Origin of the sequence: Paenarthrobacter sp. 4246 (assembly GCF_040546855.1) — a bacterium.
In the GTDB taxonomy this organism is placed as follows: Bacteria; Actinomycetota; Actinomycetes; order Actinomycetales; family Micrococcaceae; genus Arthrobacter.
The window spans coordinates 167565-183816 of sequence record NZ_JBEPOP010000008.1; the positions used below are offsets into that span (position 1 = coordinate 167565).

Genomic DNA, 16252 nt, shown 5'->3' on the forward strand with positions numbered 1-16252 from the left:
CCCGCAAGGAAGCAGCCGCTGATTGACTCTTGTTCACAGCATTGTCATTCTGCACTCGCCCGTATCGTGCGGGCAGCACAGTAAGAGCCCCTGAGCCACCGGATCGTTGCGGTAGCTGAGGGGCTCTTGCGTTGCCCGGTTCCCGGCGGACGCCGCGCAGCGCAGCCACATAGGCTTGGACCATGACTTCAGCTGGCCGTTTCGCCCCGAGCCCTTCCGGCGAACTACACGTCGGCAACCTCCGCACGGCCATCCTGGCCTGGCTCTTCGCGAAGTCCAGCGGCAGGGACTTCCTGCTGCGCGTCGAGGACCTGGACCGTGCCCGGTCCGGCGCCGAGGCGGAGCAGCTCCGCGACCTGCAGGCCATCGGCGTCAGGTGGGACGCCGCCGTCGTACGCCAGACTGAGCGCGCGGCGCTCTACGACGAAGCGATTGCGCGCCTCACCGCTGATGGTCGCACCTATGAATGCTTCTGTACCCGCCGGGAAATCCAGGAAGCAGCGTCGGCGCCGCACGCGCCGCAGGGCGCGTATCCGGGAACCTGCCGGCGGTTGTCCCACGCTGAACGGGAGATCCGGCGCGCGTCACGTCCGGCGTCGATCCGCCTCCAAGCGGACGTTGTCGAGTGGGCTGTTGAGGACCAGCTGTCCGGCATCCATGCGGGCCTGGTGGACGACTTTGTGCTGCGCCGGAATGACGGAGTCACCGCCTACAATCTGGCAGTGGTGGTGGACGACGCCGCCCAAGGAATCGACCAGGTGGTGCGCGGCGACGACCTCCTCCCTTCCACCCCACGGCAGGCCTACCTGGCGACGCTGCTGGGCCTGCCCGTTCCTGAATATGCCCACGTGCCGCTGGTGGTAAACCACGACGGCGCCAGGCTGGCTAAGCGCGACGGTGCGGTCACGCTGGGCGACCTCGCCGCCGTCGGAATTCCTGTTGAGCGGGTCCGTGACCTGATCCTTGAATCTCTGGGCCTGCCCGCCGGAACCCTGGAGGAGGCGCTGCCGCATTTCTACCCCAAAAGCCTCCCCAGGGAGCCGTGGGTGTGGAAAACTCCCCGGCCCTGAAACGCCAACCACGTAGGCTGTCTGGATGCATGCACAGGTGATCGCCCCAGGTTTCGAACCCGTCGCCGAGCTCTTCGGCAGTTTCCTTGATCAGGATCCGGATTACTCGGCGCAAGTCGCGGCCTACCACCGCGGCGTCAAAGTGCTGGACCTCAGCGGCGGACCGCATATCCGCCCGGATTCGGTCACGGGCGTCTTCTCCTGCTCCAAAGGCATGGCGGGCCTGGTGATGGCGTTGCTGGTTCAGGACGGCACCTTGGACCTTGATGCCGAGGTGACCAAGTATTGGCCGGAGTTTGGTGTCGAAGGGAAAGCCTCGATCACCGTTGCCCAGCTTCTCTCGCATCAGGCCGGGCTCCTTGGAATTGAAGGCGGCCTGACCCTCCACGAGGTCAACAACTCCGGGCTCGCAGCCGCCAAGCTGGCCAAACTGCCGCCGGTATGGAAACCCGGCGCTGCTTTCGGCTACCACGCACTGACCATCGGTATCTTCATGGAGGAGCTGTGCCGCCGGATCACCGGTGCCACCCTCCAGGACGTCTTTGAGCAGCGGATCAGGGCCGTGACTGGAGCACACTTCTACCTTGGCCTGCCCGACGCCGAAGAGGCCCGCTTCGCTCCCTTCCGCTGGGCGGCCGATCCCTCGTGGCCTTGGGTGGATCCGGCCAGCCACTTCGGCCTGGCCGCAAACGCAGCTGTGGGCGACATCCTGGATCTGCCCAACATCCGCGAGGTCCGGGCGGCCGGTATGAGCTCTGTGGCGGGTGTTGCCAGTGCGGAAGGGGTGGCAAGGATCTACGCGGCGGCACTGACCGGGCTGGACGGCGAACCCGCTATTCCTCCTCTACTGACGGAGGAGACCATCAGTGGGGTTACCCGCGAGCAGGTCTTCGGGATCGACCGCGTCTTTGGCGAGACAGGTTGCTTCGGCACCGTTTTCATGAAGTCCCACACACGGATGCCGTTCGGCAGCTACCGCGCATTCGGGCACGACGGCGCCAGCGCATCTTTGGGGTTCGCGGACCCTGTGTATGAACTCGGCTTTGGGTACGTGCCGCAGCAGGCGGAGCCCGGGGGAGTGGGCTGCCGCAACTTCCAACTGAGCTCGGCGGTGCGTCAAGTGATCGCTGGGCTCACGGCTTAGCCGCACTGCTGCTGAGTTGTTTAGCGGCGCTGGGCTGTTTCGCTGGGCTGGGCAGCCGGGACTCCAGCCGCCATGCCTGCCCACAGTGTGTCGGTGGTAGCGGTGACTACGTCCTCCACTGAAGTACCGTCCAAGTGTCCCCCGGCCGCGAGAAGGGCAGTCCCGTGAAGGCTGACGAAACAGACCGTGGCCAGTGTCCCCGGGTCGCCGTCGGCCAGGACGCCGGCTTCCTGAGCCTCGGCGATCATGGCTTGGGCAACGTGTATTCCTTGCGCGCCAGTGTTCCGCAGTTCCTCGCTGGAATCGGGGTGGTGTTTGGTGGAGTACATCACCGTCAGCAGGGCGGGGTGCTTAACAGCAAAGTCGACGTATGCCTTCCCGACGCGGACGAAGCGGGCGCGGAGGTCATCGCTGGACTGGGTGGCATCCCGTATGAGGCGGTTCATCGACTCAAAGCCTGCCAGCGCTACGGCGTCGATCAGGGCCTGCTTGTCACGGAAGTGCTTGGCCGGGGCACCGTGGCTGACGTTGACATCCCGGGCCAGCTGCCGCAGGGAAAGTCCTTCCACGCCGGCTTCTTCAATGGTCTCCATGGCGCGCTCCAGGAGCGCCTCCCGGAGTTTGCCGTGGTGGTAGGGCTGGTCAGTCATGACTCAAGTCTAAGCCAATGTAGTCATTGACAACAAAGTAGACACTGCCTACCATGTAGACAGCGACTACATTAGTCTCCGACTCAACCGATGGGATTCCGCCATGACCATGACCTATGCAGGGACCACTGCCCTCATCACCGGTGCCAGCTCCGGCCTCGGCGCCGAGTTCGCCGGACAATTTGCTGCCCGGGGCTCCAACCTCGTCCTGGTGGCCAGGCGCGCAGACCGTCTGGAGGAGTTGGCCCAGGCCCTGCGCTCCCGCCACGGGGTCACCGTAACCGTGCTCCCCATGGACCTGGGCCGCGCAGGAGTGGGGCGCGAGCTCTTCGACTCACTGGCTGGCCGCGGGATGACCGTGGACACGTTGATCAACAACGCGGGCTTCGGCACCCATGGGCCTTTGGTTGAGGAAGATCCGGAGACCATTGCGTCTGAGATTTCCTTGAACGTGGCCGCCTTGGTGGACATCACCCGGGCTTTCCTGCCGGAACTGCTCGCCTCAGGGAAAGGTGCCCTGGTGAATGTGGCCAGTACCGCCGCTTTCCAACCGATTCCCGGAATGGCCGTTTACGGCGCCACCAAGGCCTTCGTCCTGAGCTTCACTGAAGCCGTGGCCCACGAAACCAAGAACTCAGGACTGAACGTCCTGGCCCTTTGTCCCGGTGCGACGCGCACTGAGTTCTTCGACGTCCTCGGCGGTGAGGCCGCAGCAGTGGGCAAAATGCAGACCTCCGAACAGGTTGTTGGAACAGCGATTAAGGCCCTGGACCGCAAGGACACTCCCGGTAGCGTTGTTTCCGGTTGGCTCAACCGGGTCACTGCCGGAGTTGCCCAGCGTTTGCCAAGGGCTGTGACCGTAGCCATTGCAGCGCGCGCAGTCCAGGACTGGTAGATCCCGCCCACGGCGCTTGCCGCACCGGAACAACCGATAGCCTGAACATGGGATCGATCGCCGTTGGTCCCATGTTCAACCCGGAGGCCAGCATGACCGAACCACACTTCACTGTAGAGACAGCCCAGGTCCTGGCGGAGGTGGCCCACAACCGGCAGAAGGACAAGCTCAAGCGACCCTACCGTGAGCACGTCCTGGCAGTGGGCGATGCTCTGGCCGACTTTGACGAGGACATCCAGATCGCCGGCTACCTTCATGACATCGCCGAGGACACTCCCATCACCCGGCAGGCACTGCTGGAAATGGGCGTTTCCGAGCGTGCGGTAGGCATCATTGAGCGCGTCACCAGGCGCTTCCACGACGACCCTGATGATTACGACGCCGGCATCCGTTTTGTTGCGGAGGACCACGACGCCACGTTGGTGAAGATCGCGGACAACGCCCACAACTCACTCCCGGAACGGGTTCAGGCCCTTGCCGAGAAGTGGCCGGACAAGCCGCCGGTCACCCGCTACGCCGATGCCCGCCCGGTGCTCTACACGGCCGTTCCCCGGGAAGAGGTCCGGATGATCCTGGAGCGGATCAACCCATACCTGCTCCAGGAACTGGACGAGATCGCTCCCGAGTAACCCCTGCGCTCCCGTTGTGGGGCCTGCTCTGCGTGCCTGGCGGGGGATTTGGGACGCATAGCGGGCCCCGCAACGCAGGGGTTTGGTAACGCTGGGGTACTCCTTAGCCCGCTGCGGCTTCCAGGCGACGGAGTGCCGCAGCCCGGCCCTTGTGGCCGCGTCGTTCGTCGTAGGCGATCGACAAGCCCAGAACCAGCATCATCTCCAGCATGCACACCGGGACTGATGCTCCGGCGGCAGCCAAGGCTATGCTTCCAGCCAAACCCAGAACCACCAGCGTGGTGCTCCAGAAGTGTTCCCGATCCATGCCAAGCATGATCCCGTACAGGGTACTGAGCGAAACCTTGAACACAATGATGGGGATGGCGATGGAAGCTACGGCAGCGGCCGCGGGAATGTGTGCTTCATGATCAATGAAGTATGCGGCAACGTGCAAGCCCGCGCCGGTAGCGGCAATTGCTGCAAAGACCGGCATGTGCCCATAGCCAAACACCCACGAACGATGCCGCTGGACGTGCAATGCCGGGCCTGAGGGCAGGATGAAGTAGATCCACCACATGGCGAAGGCCAGTCCGGTGCCACTCAGCCCAACCAGTGCTGCATCCATGGACCACTGGTGCGTGGCCACAATGGCTCGCAGGGTTTCAATGGCGCCAATCAAGCATTCGCCCAGGGCAATGATGGCCAGAAGCCCATACCTTTCCGCGATGTGATGGGCGTGCCACGGGGTACGGATCTTCCGTTCCGCGAAGTACGGTGCCGCCATCTCCATGACGAACAGGGGAGCCGCCATGAGGAAAGTGGTAAGGACGCTCGCGTCCACCAACAGCACAACAACCCAGCCGATCTGGACGATTGCCACGTACTTCGCGTAGCGCAAACAGGTTTCCCTGCGAGCCGGATCCTGGCGGGCTGCGCGCAACCATTGGAAGATCAGGGCCACCCGCATGACGATGTAGCCGAGCACCATGGTGAAGTTGTCCACGTGCTTGCCGTCGATGATGGAGTGGAACACCGGCTCGATGCCCATGGCCAGGATGAGCACGCCCACCATCTGGACCATGGTGACCACACGGAACACCCAATCGTCGGTGTCGTAGGCGCTGGCGAACCACGTGAAATTGATCCAGGCCCAGATCACGGCGAACATGGCAAACGAAAACGCCAGGAGCCCCGGCCAGAAATGCGCCTCCGCCACAGCATGGGCAAACTGGTTCCCGGCAACACCGAAAGCGATAACAAAAGTCAGGTCGAAGAACAGCTCCAGCGGGGTTGCTGTGCGGTGCTTTTCATGGGGATCACGGCCGCCCATGCGGGACAGCGCATGGCGAAGGGGATTCGAGGACATGGCTCAAAGATTACCGCTGCCCCTGCCCTCACGCCGAGATCGCCGGAATGCGTCGGGATCGTCCGGAATGTTCCAGCGAACCCGCAGCGTTCCGGCGGTCTCGCGGGAAGGGGTTACACCCGCCCCAGCACGTCGATGTCCTCGAGGAAGTCCTGATGCACCTCGGGGCTCACGGTGGTGCGGGTGTCACCAATTGCGTCGAGGTAGTCCTGCGTCACGGGTCCCTTGCGCCCGTTGGACCCGGCCCCGGACGCAGCGCCGGCTGAACCGCCTGGAGAAGCGCCGTCGTCGTACACTGCCTTTTCCAGGGCACGCTGGGAGGCGCTGCGGGCCGCGAACTCGATGTCGGCGGGCGAGAAGCCTTCCGTCCGTTCCACCAGCTGGGCGATGTCCACGGAGTCCACCACCGTGGCGGGGATGAAGCGCTGCCACATGGCTTCGCGGGCGTGGACATCCGGGAGGCCGATGGGGATGACGTAGTCGAACCGGCCGTGGCGGAGGAAGGCGGTGTCCAGGGCGCGGATGAAGTTGGTGGCGCACACCAAGAGGCGGCCGGGTTGTTCGCGGAAAGCCGGGATGATTTTGAGGAGCTCGTTGGTGACGCCCTGCAATGGCGACGGCGGATCGCCGGCACGCTGGGATGCGATCTCCTCCACCTCGTCGATGAAGACCACAGCGTGCTCCAGCTCTGCGATCTCCAGGAAGGTCTCGCGCAGGGCGCCCGCCAGGCCCTTGGGATCAGCGGCCAGGCGCGACGGGAAGACCTCCACAAACGGCCACTCAAGCCGCGACGCAATGGCCTTGGCGAAAGTGGTCTTTCCCGTACCCGGCGGACCGAACAGCACAACAGCCCGGGGCGGCACCACGCCGTATTCGTCGGCGAGGTCTGCCTCAGCCAGGGGAAGCACCAGACGGCGTTCCAGCAGTTCCTTCTCGCGGCGCATTCCGGCCACGTTCTCCCACAGATCCCGCGCAAGGATGCGGCCACCGAGTAGGCTCAATGGCTCCAATTCCTGCCGCTGCACAGGAATGGTTCGCTCGAAATAGCGCAGGTTCTTCTTGACCACGAAGCCTCGCCCGAGGAAGGCTTCCACGCGGGTTTCGGTTTCCGGCATGAGTGCAGACAGCTTGTTGAGGCCGTGCGGGGCCATGCGGTTCTCGACAGCGGACAGCAGCGAGGTGCCGATGCCGCGGCCGCGGAACTCCGTGAGCGTGGCCAGGAAGACGATCCAGCCTTGGTCGTGTGCGGCGCGTCCGACGGCGGCGCCCACCACTTGGTCGCCCTGCACCGCCACCACCGCGTGGTCCTTTTCGCACGACGCCAGGACCTCGGACAATGCGTACACCGGCTCCACGCCGTCGGCCTTGAGCGACTCCCAGAGGTGGAGGATGCCATCGAGGTCGGATGAGTGGAAGTCCCTGATACGCCAGTTGCTCATGGGTAATGCTCCTGAGTTTGCTAAGTGAGTCGCCGTTGATTCCTTGAGGTTGAGCATAGGCGAACCACCGGTGCCGGACGTTGCAGGCCCGTAGCGTTACGAAACTCCTATTGAACCGGACGCAACCGCAAACCCTGCATGCCGCCGTCGACCGCCAGCGAGGTTCCCGACGTCGAGCCTGACAGCGGACTCGCAAGGTACGCGACGGCGCCGGCCACCTCTGCGGCGTCAACCAGCCGGCCGTGGGGCTGCCGGGCATTGAGGGCGGCGCGCTCGCCGGCGGGGTCGGCAGCCGAATTCAACAGGCGTTCCACCCAGGGAGTGTCAGCGGTGCCGGGATTGACGCAGTTGACGCGGATCCCCTCACGGACGTGGTCTGCTGCCATGGCGAGCGTCAGGGACAGCACTGCACCTTTCGACGCCGAGTACAGCGCACGCTGCGGCAATCCCGCGGTTGCTGCGATGGAGCAGGTATTGACGATCGCCGCGGCTTGTGACTGGCGCAGGTACGGCAAGGCTGCGCGACTGACACGGGCGATGCCCACCACGTTGACGTTGAGGACGCGCAGCCACTCGTCGTCGCCGTTTGCGGCAATGTCGCCCTGGGCGCCGATTCCGGCGTTGTTGATCACGATGTCCAGCCGGCCAAATTGCTCCACGACGGCGTCGACGGCGGCACGCACCGAGGCGTCATCCGCCACATCGCACTGGACACCAAAGTGCGGGCTGGTTTCCGGGGTGAGGTCCAGGACGGCGACCTGCGCGCCTCCGGCAGCGAGGCGGTCCGCGATGGCCGCCCCGATGCCGGACGCACCGCCGGTAACCAGGGCCGTGAGGCCCTCAAAGTCGTTGCTCACCGAGGGCGCTGCGGCTGCCATCAGGCGTTGACGTGGGCGGGAGCGGCTGTGCTGGACTGATCGCCAGTCGCGGAACCGGTCTGTGCCCTGAAGTACTCCTGGCGCTGGCGTCCCAGTCCTTCGATGTCCAACTCCACGATGTCGCCGGGCTGGATAAAGGGGAAGCGACCGGACATTGCAACGCCCTCGGGGGTCCCGGTGATGATCACATCTCCCGGCTCCAGAACCATATATTGGCTCAGGTGGTGCACGATGGTGGCCGGGTCAAAGATCATGTCCGACGTGCTGGAATCCTGGCGGGCCTCACCATTGACCAAGGTTTGGAGGCGCAGGTTGCTTGCGTCGATCTCGGAGGCCGGGACCAGCCACGGGCCCAGCGGCGTGGAGCCGGGGAGGGACTTGCCCTTGGTCCACTGTCCCGCAGCGCCGGGAATTTGGTAGGCCCGCTCGGAGAGGTCGTTCGCCACGGCAAAACCGGCGATGCATGCTTCCGCTTCCGAGACTGAGGAAAGGTATGACGCTTCCCGGCCGATCACGATGGCCAGTTCCACTTCCCAGTCGTACTTGTCCGACGACGGCGGGATAGGAGCGGCGTCGAACGGGCCGGCGATGGTGTTGGTGGGCTTGAGGAAGACTACGGGAACCTCGGGCGGTGTGGCACCGGATTCGGCGGCATGGGCGGTGTAGTTGAGACCAATGGCCACTACTGCGCCCGGGCGGGCAACCGGCGCACCGATGCGCTGGCCCTCGGGGGAGATTTCGGGAAGTTCCCCGCCGTTCAGGGCTTCCCGGGTGCGCTCGATGCCATCCGAGGCGAGAAATCCGCCGTCGATATCCTGGGTCAAGGGCGTCAGGCTGAAGTATTTCTCGGTGCCGTCGGCGTCCTGGGCGATGACGGCCGGTTGTTCGTTTCCGGCCGTACCCAGCCTGGCGAATTTCAAGGTCATGGCTTCCTCCGTGTTCGGGACTAACATCCGAGCTCTAGTGTGGTGTTCTCCCTCATAATACGGAAATGTGACCCATTGACAAGCGAGACATCTGATGTTTAGGCTCGGTGAAGAATCACTACAGGAGCCGCATGAGCATCATCACCGCAATGGATACGTTCGATATCCGCTTTCCAACATCCCTTGAGCTGGATGGCTCTGACGCCATGAATCCGGACCCGGACTACTCCGCGGCATACCTGATCATCCGCACTGACGCCGGGGATGGACACGAGGGCCACGGCTTTGTGTTTACCATCGGCCGGGGGAATGAGGTGGAAACGGCGGCGATTAACGCGCTCCGTGAACACGTTCTTGGCCGCAGCGTTGAGGATCTGCTGGCTGACATGGGGGCCACATGGAAGTTGCTGGCCCATGATTCGCAGCTCCGTTGGCTGGGTCCTGAAAAGGGTGTCATGCACATGGCCATAGGCGCGGTGGTCAATGCGCTGTGGGATTTGAAAGCCAAACGTGCCGGGCTGCCGCTCTGGGAATTGCTTTCGGGAATGACGCCGGAAGAGCTCGTGGCACTGGTGGACTTCCGCTACCTCACGGACGCCCTCACCCCGGAGGAAGCACTGGGCATTCTTCGGGCCGCCGAACCCGGCAGGGAAGCGCGGAAGGCGGCACTTCGTGCTGAAGGCTACCCCGCGTACACCACGACGCCGGGCTGGCTGGGGTACAGCGACGAGAAACTGGCGCGGCTGGCCAAGGAAGCCGTTGCCAATGGTTTCACCCAGATCAAGTTGAAGGTGGGGGCCTCCCTGGAGGAAGACATCCGCCGTGTACGGACTGCCCGAGAGGCCGTGGGTCCCCACATCAAGATCGCCGTGGATGCCAACCAGCGATGGGATGTGCAGGAAGCCATCGACTGGATGGGCCACCTTGCCCCTTATGACATTGCCTGGATTGAGGAGCCCACCAGCCCGGACGACATCCTGGGCCACGCCGCCATCGCCCTCGGGGTAGCCCCGATTCCCGTGGCAACAGGCGAACATGTGCAGAACCGGGTGGTGTTCAAGCAGATGCTGCAGGCCGGCTCACTGCAGGTCCTGCAGATCGATGCCGCCCGGGTGGCAGGGGTCAACGAGAACATCGCCATCCTCCTGCTCGCTGCCAAGTTCGGCGTGAGGGTGTGTCCGCATGCCGGTGGCGTTGGTTTGTGTGAGGCTGTGCAGCACCTGTCCATGGTGGACTTCGTTGCCGTGTCCGGCACCAAGGAAGGCAGGACCATTGAGTTCGTGGATCATCTCCATGAACACTTCACCACTCCCGTGGACGTCCACAGCGGCGCCTACTGGCCGCCGTCGAACCCTGGCGCGGGAAACGAAATGCTCCGTGAAACACTGGCCGCGTACAGCTTTCCGAACGGCCCCGTATGGAAGGAATCCCGTTGATCCAGCACGCACCTTGGTTCGAGGAAGCACGCTTTGGCATGTTCGTGCATTGGGGCCTCTATGCCCTTCCAGCACGCCACGAGTGGGTGATGAACCAAGAGGAAACAACGGTGGAGGAGTACTCCAAGTACTTCCGCCGCTTCGACCCGGACCTCTACGATCCCAGCGAGTGGGCCCGGGCTGCCCGCAACGCCGGGATGAAGTACGTGGTCCTCACCACCAAGCACCACGACGGCTTCTGCCTGTGGGACTCCGCACTGACGGACTACAAAGCCACCAACACCCCCGCTGGCCGCGACTTGATCGGTCCTTATGTGGAAGCGCTCCGGGCCGAGGGATTGAAGGTCGGTTTCTACCACTCACTCATCGACTGGCACCACCCCGATTTCACTGTGGACGGGGTACATCCCCAACGCAACGCGGCCGACGTCGAAAGCTTGAACGCCGGGCGCGACATGGACCGATACCGCCAGTACCTGCACGGCCAGGTGCGTGAGCTCCTCACCAACTACGGCACCATCGACTACCTCTTCTTCGACTTCTCCTACACAGGCGGACACCAAGAGGAATACTGGGGCGGCAAAGGCCGGAAAGACTGGGACTCAGATGCCTTGCTCGCCATGGTTCGGGAGCTGCAGCCAGCCATTGTGGTCAACGACCGGCTGGAAATCCCGGGAGACCTGGTCACACCGGAGCAGTACCAGCCAGCTGGCCCCATGATGGTCGACGGCGAACCGGTCACCTGGGAGGCCTGCCAGACGTTGAATGGCAGCTGGGGCTATGACAGGGACAACCTGAATTACAAGCCCGTTGACCTGCTCATCCGCATGCTGGTGGATGGCGTGTCCAAGGGCGGCAACCTGTTGCTCAACGTGGGCCCCACAGGAAGGGGCAGCCTGGATCCGCGGGCGCTGGATTCGCTGGAGGGCATTGGCGAATGGATGAAGCTGCACTCGCGCGCCATCTACGGGGCCGGAGCTTCGTCCTTTCCCGCGCCGACGGATGCCCGCTACACGCAGCGTGAAGACAGGCTGTACGTCCATCTCTTCGCGTGGCCCTTCGAGTACATCCACCTGCCGGACCTCGCCGGCAAAGTGGAATACGCCCAGTTGCTGAACGACGCCTCGGAGGTGTTCCTGCGGGAACTGGACCCCGCCCAGCAAGCCATGAACATGACTCCGGGCGGCCAGCCACCCGGAACGCTCACCATCAAGCTGCCCGTTCAAAAACCCGATGTGGCGGTGCCGGTGCTGGAACTTTTCCTGAAACCGTCAGCCCTCCCGAAAGAGTCCGTCCATGGCTGAGACCATCGCCCTCCACACCCGGCTCAAGCCGGGAACCGAGGATAGATACGCCGACGCCCACGCGCACATCCCGCCCGAACTGGTGGCGGCTCTCAAGGAGGCCGGGGTTAAGAACTGGCGGATCTGGCGCAGCGGCCTCGATCTCTTTCACGTGGTGGACGTCGAAAACTACCAAGCCATGCGGCACGCGCTCGCCGATCACCCCGACAACGTTCCGTGGCAGGCACGGATGGCTGAACTTTTAGCGGTACAGGATGATTATTCGGGGGAGGATGAGGGTATCCAGAAGGTATGGGAACTGCCATGAACTCTCTTGACCTCGGAAAAGCGGGCAAGCTTGGCTTCGGCGGTGCGGGCATCGGGAACCTGTACCGCGCCATTCCGGACGGGGAAGCGCTCGCCACCGTTCTGGCCGCTTGGGACGCCGGTATCCGCTACTTCGATACCGCCCCGCACTACGGGCTTGGCCTCTCCGAACAGCGGCTGGGCGCGGTCCTTCGGGACAAACCACGTGACGAATTTGTCATCTCTACCAAGGTGGGCCGGCTGCTGGAACCGAGCTCCGACGGCGGGCAGGACCCTGAAGGGTTCGATGTTCCCGCTACTACACGTCGTGTGTGGGACTTCTCCGAGAAGGGAATCCGGCGCAGCATCGAGGACTCGCTGGAACGGCTTGGCCTGGACCATGTGGACATTGCCTATCTCCACGATCCCGATGTCCACGATCTTGCGGCCGGAATCTCCCAAGGCCTCCCGGCTCTCGAGAAGCTGCGCTCCGAGGGGGTGGTCCGGGCAATCGGTGTGGGTATCAATTCAGCCGAGGCAGCCTTGGAATGTGTCGAAGCGGCCGATCTCGATCTCGTAATGCTCGCCGGCCGATACACCTTGCTTGAGCAGCCCGGCGTTCCGCTGCTTGACCGCTGTGTGGAGCGCCGCACCGGCGTCGTCAGTGTTGGCGCTTACAACTCCGGGCTCCTGGCCCAAGCCGAAGTTCCGGACAATGCGCACTACAACTACGATCAGGCGCCGCCTGACGTCCTGGAACGTGCGCGGGCGCTCGCGGCCGTTTGCCGCGGGTATGGCGTGGAACTTCCGACGGCGGCCCTCCAGTTCCCGCTGCGGCATCCGGCCGTGGTGAATGTGACAGCCGGGGCAACGTCTCCTGAACAGGTGGCCACGAATGCGGCACGGATGCAGACGCCAGTGCCCGAAGAGCTGTGGGAGGCTTTGGAGGGTGTGGGGCGGTGATTGATTCGCACCTGCATGTGTGGACCCTGGACACCTTCGTTACCGGTGGTGTGCAGCACTATTCGTGGCTTGGTCCGCAGCATGGTGCTCTCTTCCGCAGTTTTGGCGAAGATGAGGCCCGCGAGACGTTGGACGCTGCCGGAGTCAGGGGAGCCGTGCTGGTGCAGGCCGACGATTCCGTTGCCGATACGGAGAACATGCTGGCCGTTGCCGACCGGAATCCTTGGGTGTTTGGAGTGGTGGGGTGGATTCGGCTGGACGCGCCGGCGGAAGCGGCTGAGCAGTTGCACCGCTTCACGGCTCATCCGGTTTTCAGGGGTGTACGGCACCTGATCCACGATGATCCGAGACGTGACTTCCTGGACCTTCCGGCTGTTCGGGATTCCCTCGCGTTGGTGGCTCAGCATGGTCTCACCTTTGATGTTCCGGACGCGTTTCCGCGGCATCTGGGTTCTGCGGTGCGGTTAGCCCGCGAAATGCCGGAACTTACCGTTGTGCTGGATCATCTGGGCAAGCCGCCGTTGGCCGATCCTGATCTTATGAAGCTGTGGCGCGCCGATTTCCGTGCCCTGGGCCGGGAGCCCAATGCCGTGGCCAAACTCTCCGGACTCCACCTGCCCGGCGTTGAGTATGCGCCGGAGATACTGCGGCCGCTGTTCGAATCAGCTGTGGAGGCCTTCGGGCCAGAGCGCATGATGATCGGCGGCGACTGGCCGGTCAGTACCCTCGGGGCACCCTATGGCAGGACGCTGGATGTGTTGTTGGAACTGGTGTCATCACTGAGCCCGTCCGAACAGGACGCCGTGCTCGAAGAGACCGCGATCCGGACCTACGGCTTGGCAGTGACCCCTATCGCCGAAGGTTAGAGCGCCTGCCGCAGCCAGTTCTCCACGCCGCTGATGTGCACAGTAACCAGGGCCCGCACCAGTTCAGCGTCCCCGCGTTCCAGCGCGTCCGCGATCGCCCAGTGCTCGGCCAAGGTGTGGGCTACAGCTTTCTCCTGTGTCAGGCCGCGCCAGATCCGTGCCCGGACTGTGCTGCTGGACAGGGCCTCCAAGAGACTGCCGAGGTAGTCGTTTCCCGCGGCTTCGGTGATGATGCTGTGGAATTCGAGGTCATGGGCCACCAGTTCCTCGACGTCGGTGTTCTCGTCGATGCCGTTCATGGTGCTCCGGAGGGCCAGCAATTGGTCGGGCGTCATTTTGCCCGCTGCCAAGTGCGCGGTGGCCGGTTCCAGGATTCGTCTGACCTCGAAGAGTTCCAGGATTGACCTGTCCTGATGCAGGTCCACCACGAACGCCACGGCTTCGTTGAGGAGTTTGGCGTCGAGGCTGGTCACATACGTTCCGTCACCACGGCGGACGTCCAGCACGCGGATCAGTTCGAGGGCTTTTACCGCCTCGCGAAGGGAACTTCTGGAGAGGCCAAGCCGCTCGCTCAGTTCCTTTTCCGGCGGAAGTCGATCGCCGGCCTTGAGTTCCCCGCGGATCAGCATGTCTTTGATCTTGCTGATCGCCTCGTCTGTGACAGCCATGGACCAATAGTAGCTACGAATGATCCGATGTCTGCCTCCGCCGCGTCCCCACTCACCTAGGCAACAGCACATGTTCTACTGCGCGGTAATTGGAACAGTTGCTGTTACCCAGCTGGGGGCGTTAACGCACGACGGCGGCACCCGGGTTCCGATCGTTACGGAACCGGTGGTGCCGCCGTCGTGATTTAGCGGTTGGTTCTTATCGCAGTTACTTGTCGCCGCCGGGCAGGGGGCGGTTGGCGATGACCGGCGCGCTGCCGGTGTAGCCGTCGCGGGTGGCAGCAAGCTCATGAATTTGCTTGCGGCACAGGAACCAGCCCCAGACCATGAGTCCGCAGGCAATCGCGGTGACCAGCATGGTCAACGGGGACTCGATGAACACCATGATCAGCACGGCCGCCAGGAAGATCAGGGACAACCAGCCGGTGTAAGGGGCGCCAAACATCCGGAAGGACGGGCGCTTGAGCCATCCCTTGTCGGCCCAGCGCTTGAGCTGCATCTGGCACAGGACGATGGTGGCCCAGGTGACGATGATGCCCACGGATGCGACGTTCAGGACGATCTCGAAAGCGTCGGCCGGAACCAGGTAGTTCAGGGGAACACCGAGGAGGGAAACGCCGGCCGTGATGGCGATGCCACCGTAGGGGACGCCGGCCTTGTTCATGCGCTGGGCGAACTTCGGGGCAGAGCCGGCCACCGACATGGAGCGGAGAATGCGGCCTGTGGAGTAGAGCCCGGCGTTCAACGAAGACAGTGCTGCGGTGAGAACCACAAGGTTCATGATGACGTCCACGCCCTCCACGCCGATGGAACCGAAGAACGTCACGAACGGGCTTACGCCCTTCTCGTAGGAGGTGTACGGGAGCAGCAGTGCCAGCAGGATCACGGAGCCAACGTAGAAGAGGGCGATGCGGATGACCACGGAGTTGATGGCCTTGGGCATGATCTTTTCCGGGTTGGCAGTTTCGCCGGCTGCAGTGCCAATGAGTTCAATCGATGCGTAAGCGAACAGCACACCCTGCATCAGGATGATCATGGGGAGCACGCCGTTGGGGAAGACTCCGCCGTTGTCTGCGATGAGGCTGAAGCCGACTTCCTGGCCCTCCACCGGGGTGCCGAAGATGACGAAGTAGGTGCCCACCAGGAGGAACGCCACCAGCGCTGCCACCTTGATCAGTGCGAACCAGAACTCCATCTCACCGAAGACCTTCACGGAGACCAGGTTCAGGCCAAGCACTACCACCAGTGCAATAAGCGCCCACGCCCACTGTGGAACGGCGCCTATCCAGGCGACGTACTTGCCGAAGAACTCCATGTAGAGGGCCGCTGCGGTGATGTCCACGATGGTGGTGGTGGCCCAGTTGATCCAGTAGAACCAGCCCGAAACGAAGGCTGCCTTCTCGCCGTAGAACTCACGGGCGTAGGAAACGAAGGAACCCGACGACGGGCGGTGCAGAACCAGTTCACCGAGTGCGCGGAGGATCAGGAAAGCGAAGAAGCCGCAGATTGCGTACGCGATGACGAGGGAGGGACCAGCTGCGTTGAGTCGGCCGCCGGCGCCCAGGAACAGTCCGGTGCCGATTGCGCCACCGATCGCGATCATCTGGATCTGGCGGGGCTTGAGGTCCTTGTGGTAGCCGGAGTCCTCCTTGTGGAGGGCTTTCTCGCTGGCGTGCGCTTGGGCCGGGACCGTGTGGTCCGTGATGGGATTGGTCATTGGAATCCTTAGGGGTGTCCTGTTGGGGGTGTCC

16 protein-coding genes are annotated in these 16252 nt (G+C 63.5%); 9 read left to right on the top strand and 7 right to left on the bottom strand.

What is annotated here, in order from left to right:
• Positions 1-182: 182 nt before the first annotated feature.
• Together gluQRS and ABIE35_RS16250 are read left to right on the top strand one after the other, a co-directional pair.
• Positions 183-1070 carry a tRNA glutamyl-Q(34) synthetase GluQRS gene (gene gluQRS / locus ABIE35_RS16245; protein ID WP_354516485.1) on the top strand — a complete coding sequence of 296 codons (888 nt, stop codon included), beginning with the start codon at positions 183-185 and terminating at the stop codon, positions 1068-1070.
• Between the two features lie 25 nt (positions 1071-1095).
• The gene (locus ABIE35_RS16250) at positions 1096-2214 is read left to right on the top strand and encodes a serine hydrolase domain-containing protein (RefSeq protein WP_354516487.1); all 1119 of its coding nucleotides are present in this window, start codon (positions 1096-1098) and stop codon (positions 2212-2214) included.
• A 20-nt stretch (positions 2215-2234) separates the two neighbouring features.
• On the opposite strand, the gene ABIE35_RS16255 is transcribed toward ABIE35_RS16250, so the two are convergent.
• Positions 2235-2864 carry a TetR/AcrR family transcriptional regulator gene (locus ABIE35_RS16255; protein ID WP_354516489.1) on the bottom strand — a complete coding sequence of 210 codons (630 nt, stop codon included), beginning with the start codon at positions 2862-2864 and terminating at the stop codon, positions 2235-2237.
• A 103-nt stretch (positions 2865-2967) separates the two neighbouring features.
• Between ABIE35_RS16255 and ABIE35_RS16260 the strand changes: the two genes are divergently transcribed.
• Positions 2968-3759, top strand: coding sequence for an SDR family NAD(P)-dependent oxidoreductase (locus ABIE35_RS16260; RefSeq protein WP_354516490.1), 792 nt, complete (start codon positions 2968-2970; stop codon positions 3757-3759).
• 47 nt (positions 3760-3806) lie between these two features.
• Complete coding sequence (locus ABIE35_RS16265) at positions 3807-4388, top strand: phosphohydrolase (protein ID WP_354516492.1); 582 nt, start codon at positions 3807-3809, stop codon at positions 4386-4388.
• A 103-nt stretch (positions 4389-4491) separates the two neighbouring features.
• On the opposite strand, the gene ABIE35_RS16270 is transcribed toward ABIE35_RS16265, so the two are convergent.
• The 4 genes from ABIE35_RS16270 to ABIE35_RS16285 form a co-directional block, all read right to left on the bottom strand.
• Complete coding sequence (locus ABIE35_RS16270; RefSeq protein WP_354516493.1) at positions 4492-5736, bottom strand: low temperature requirement protein A; 1245 nt, start codon at positions 5734-5736, stop codon at positions 4492-4494.
• 113 nt (positions 5737-5849) lie between these two features.
• Positions 5850-7175, bottom strand: coding sequence for an ATP-binding protein (locus ABIE35_RS16275; protein WP_354516495.1), 1326 nt, complete (start codon positions 7173-7175; stop codon positions 5850-5852).
• A gap of 107 nt (positions 7176-7282) precedes the next feature.
• Positions 7283-8053: an SDR family NAD(P)-dependent oxidoreductase gene (locus tag ABIE35_RS16280; RefSeq protein ID WP_354516497.1), complete on the bottom strand. Its 771-nt coding sequence runs from the start codon at positions 8051-8053 to the stop codon at positions 7283-7285.
• Positions 8053-8979 carry a fumarylacetoacetate hydrolase family protein gene (locus ABIE35_RS16285; RefSeq protein ID WP_354516499.1) on the bottom strand — a complete coding sequence of 309 codons (927 nt, stop codon included), beginning with the start codon at positions 8977-8979 and terminating at the stop codon, positions 8053-8055. Before ABIE35_RS16285 ends, ABIE35_RS16280 begins: the two co-directional genes overlap by 1 nt.
• Before the next feature lie 131 nt (positions 8980-9110).
• On the opposite strand from ABIE35_RS16285, the gene ABIE35_RS16290 reads away from it, so the two are divergent.
• Genes ABIE35_RS16290 through ABIE35_RS16310 form a run of 5 tightly spaced genes read left to right on the top strand, consistent with a single transcriptional unit; the run spans position 9111 to position 13833 of the window.
• Positions 9111-10415, top strand: coding sequence for an L-fuconate dehydratase (locus ABIE35_RS16290; RefSeq protein ID WP_354516501.1), 1305 nt, complete (start codon positions 9111-9113; stop codon positions 10413-10415).
• Positions 10412-11719 (top strand): alpha-L-fucosidase, encoded by a 1308-nt coding sequence (locus tag ABIE35_RS16295; protein ID WP_354516503.1) that lies wholly within the window; start codon positions 10412-10414, stop codon positions 11717-11719. The genes ABIE35_RS16290 and ABIE35_RS16295 overlap by 4 nt, the downstream gene beginning before the upstream one ends.
• Positions 11712-12026 carry an L-rhamnose mutarotase gene (locus ABIE35_RS16300; RefSeq protein WP_354516505.1) on the top strand — a complete coding sequence of 105 codons (315 nt, stop codon included), beginning with the start codon at positions 11712-11714 and terminating at the stop codon, positions 12024-12026. The genes ABIE35_RS16295 and ABIE35_RS16300 overlap by 8 nt, the downstream gene beginning before the upstream one ends.
• Positions 12023-12967, top strand: a complete 945-nt coding sequence (locus ABIE35_RS16305; RefSeq protein ID WP_354516507.1) for an aldo/keto reductase — start codon at positions 12023-12025, stop codon at positions 12965-12967. The genes ABIE35_RS16300 and ABIE35_RS16305 overlap by 4 nt, the downstream gene beginning before the upstream one ends.
• Positions 12964-13833: an amidohydrolase family protein gene (locus tag ABIE35_RS16310; RefSeq protein WP_354516509.1), complete on the top strand. Its 870-nt coding sequence runs from the start codon at positions 12964-12966 to the stop codon at positions 13831-13833. Before ABIE35_RS16305 ends, ABIE35_RS16310 begins: the two co-directional genes overlap by 4 nt.
• Here ABIE35_RS16310 and ABIE35_RS16315 read toward each other — a convergent pair.
• Positions 13830-14501 carry a FadR/GntR family transcriptional regulator gene (locus ABIE35_RS16315; RefSeq protein ID WP_354516512.1) on the bottom strand — a complete coding sequence of 224 codons (672 nt, stop codon included), beginning with the start codon at positions 14499-14501 and terminating at the stop codon, positions 13830-13832. The genes ABIE35_RS16310 and ABIE35_RS16315 overlap by 4 nt on opposite strands.
• Before the next feature lie 208 nt (positions 14502-14709).
• Entirely contained in the window at positions 14710-16218 is a 1509-nt protein-coding gene (locus ABIE35_RS16320; protein ID WP_207595261.1) for an amino acid permease, read from the bottom strand.
• Positions 16219-16252: the final 34 nt, after the last annotated feature.

Excerpts from the sequence above, each read along its gene's own strand:
- ABIE35_RS16285 (WP_354516499.1), bottom strand. The coding sequence starts at position 8,979 with ATGACCTTGAAATTCGCCAGGCTGGGTACGGCCGGAAACGAACAACCG.
- ABIE35_RS16320 (WP_207595261.1), bottom strand. The coding sequence starts at position 16,218 with ATGACCAATCCCATCACGGACCACACGGTCCCGGCCCAAGCGCACGCC.
- ABIE35_RS16275 (WP_354516495.1), bottom strand. The coding sequence starts at position 7,175 with ATGAGCAACTGGCGTATCAGGGACTTCCACTCATCCGACCTCGATGGC.
- gluQRS (WP_354516485.1), top strand. The coding sequence starts at position 183 with ATGACTTCAGCTGGCCGTTTCGCCCCGAGCCCTTCCGGCGAACTACAC.
- ABIE35_RS16260 (WP_354516490.1), top strand. The coding sequence starts at position 2,968 with ATGACCATGACCTATGCAGGGACCACTGCCCTCATCACCGGTGCCAGC.
- ABIE35_RS16255 (WP_354516489.1), bottom strand. The coding sequence starts at position 2,864 with ATGACTGACCAGCCCTACCACCACGGCAAACTCCGGGAGGCGCTCCTG.
- ABIE35_RS16280 (WP_354516497.1), bottom strand. The coding sequence starts at position 8,053 with ATGGCAGCCGCAGCGCCCTCGGTGAGCAACGACTTTGAGGGCCTCACG.
- ABIE35_RS16270 (WP_354516493.1), bottom strand. The coding sequence starts at position 5,736 with ATGTCCTCGAATCCCCTTCGCCATGCGCTGTCCCGCATGGGCGGCCGT.
- ABIE35_RS16305 (WP_354516507.1), top strand. The coding sequence starts at position 12,023 with ATGAACTCTCTTGACCTCGGAAAAGCGGGCAAGCTTGGCTTCGGCGGT.
- ABIE35_RS16250 (WP_354516487.1), top strand. The coding sequence starts at position 1,096 with ATGCATGCACAGGTGATCGCCCCAGGTTTCGAACCCGTCGCCGAGCTC.
- ABIE35_RS16300 (WP_354516505.1), top strand. The coding sequence starts at position 11,712 with ATGGCTGAGACCATCGCCCTCCACACCCGGCTCAAGCCGGGAACCGAG.
- ABIE35_RS16315 (WP_354516512.1), bottom strand. The coding sequence starts at position 14,501 with ATGGCTGTCACAGACGAGGCGATCAGCAAGATCAAAGACATGCTGATC.
- ABIE35_RS16265 (WP_354516492.1), top strand. The coding sequence starts at position 3,807 with ATGGGATCGATCGCCGTTGGTCCCATGTTCAACCCGGAGGCCAGCATG.
- ABIE35_RS16290 (WP_354516501.1), top strand. The coding sequence starts at position 9,111 with ATGAGCATCATCACCGCAATGGATACGTTCGATATCCGCTTTCCAACA.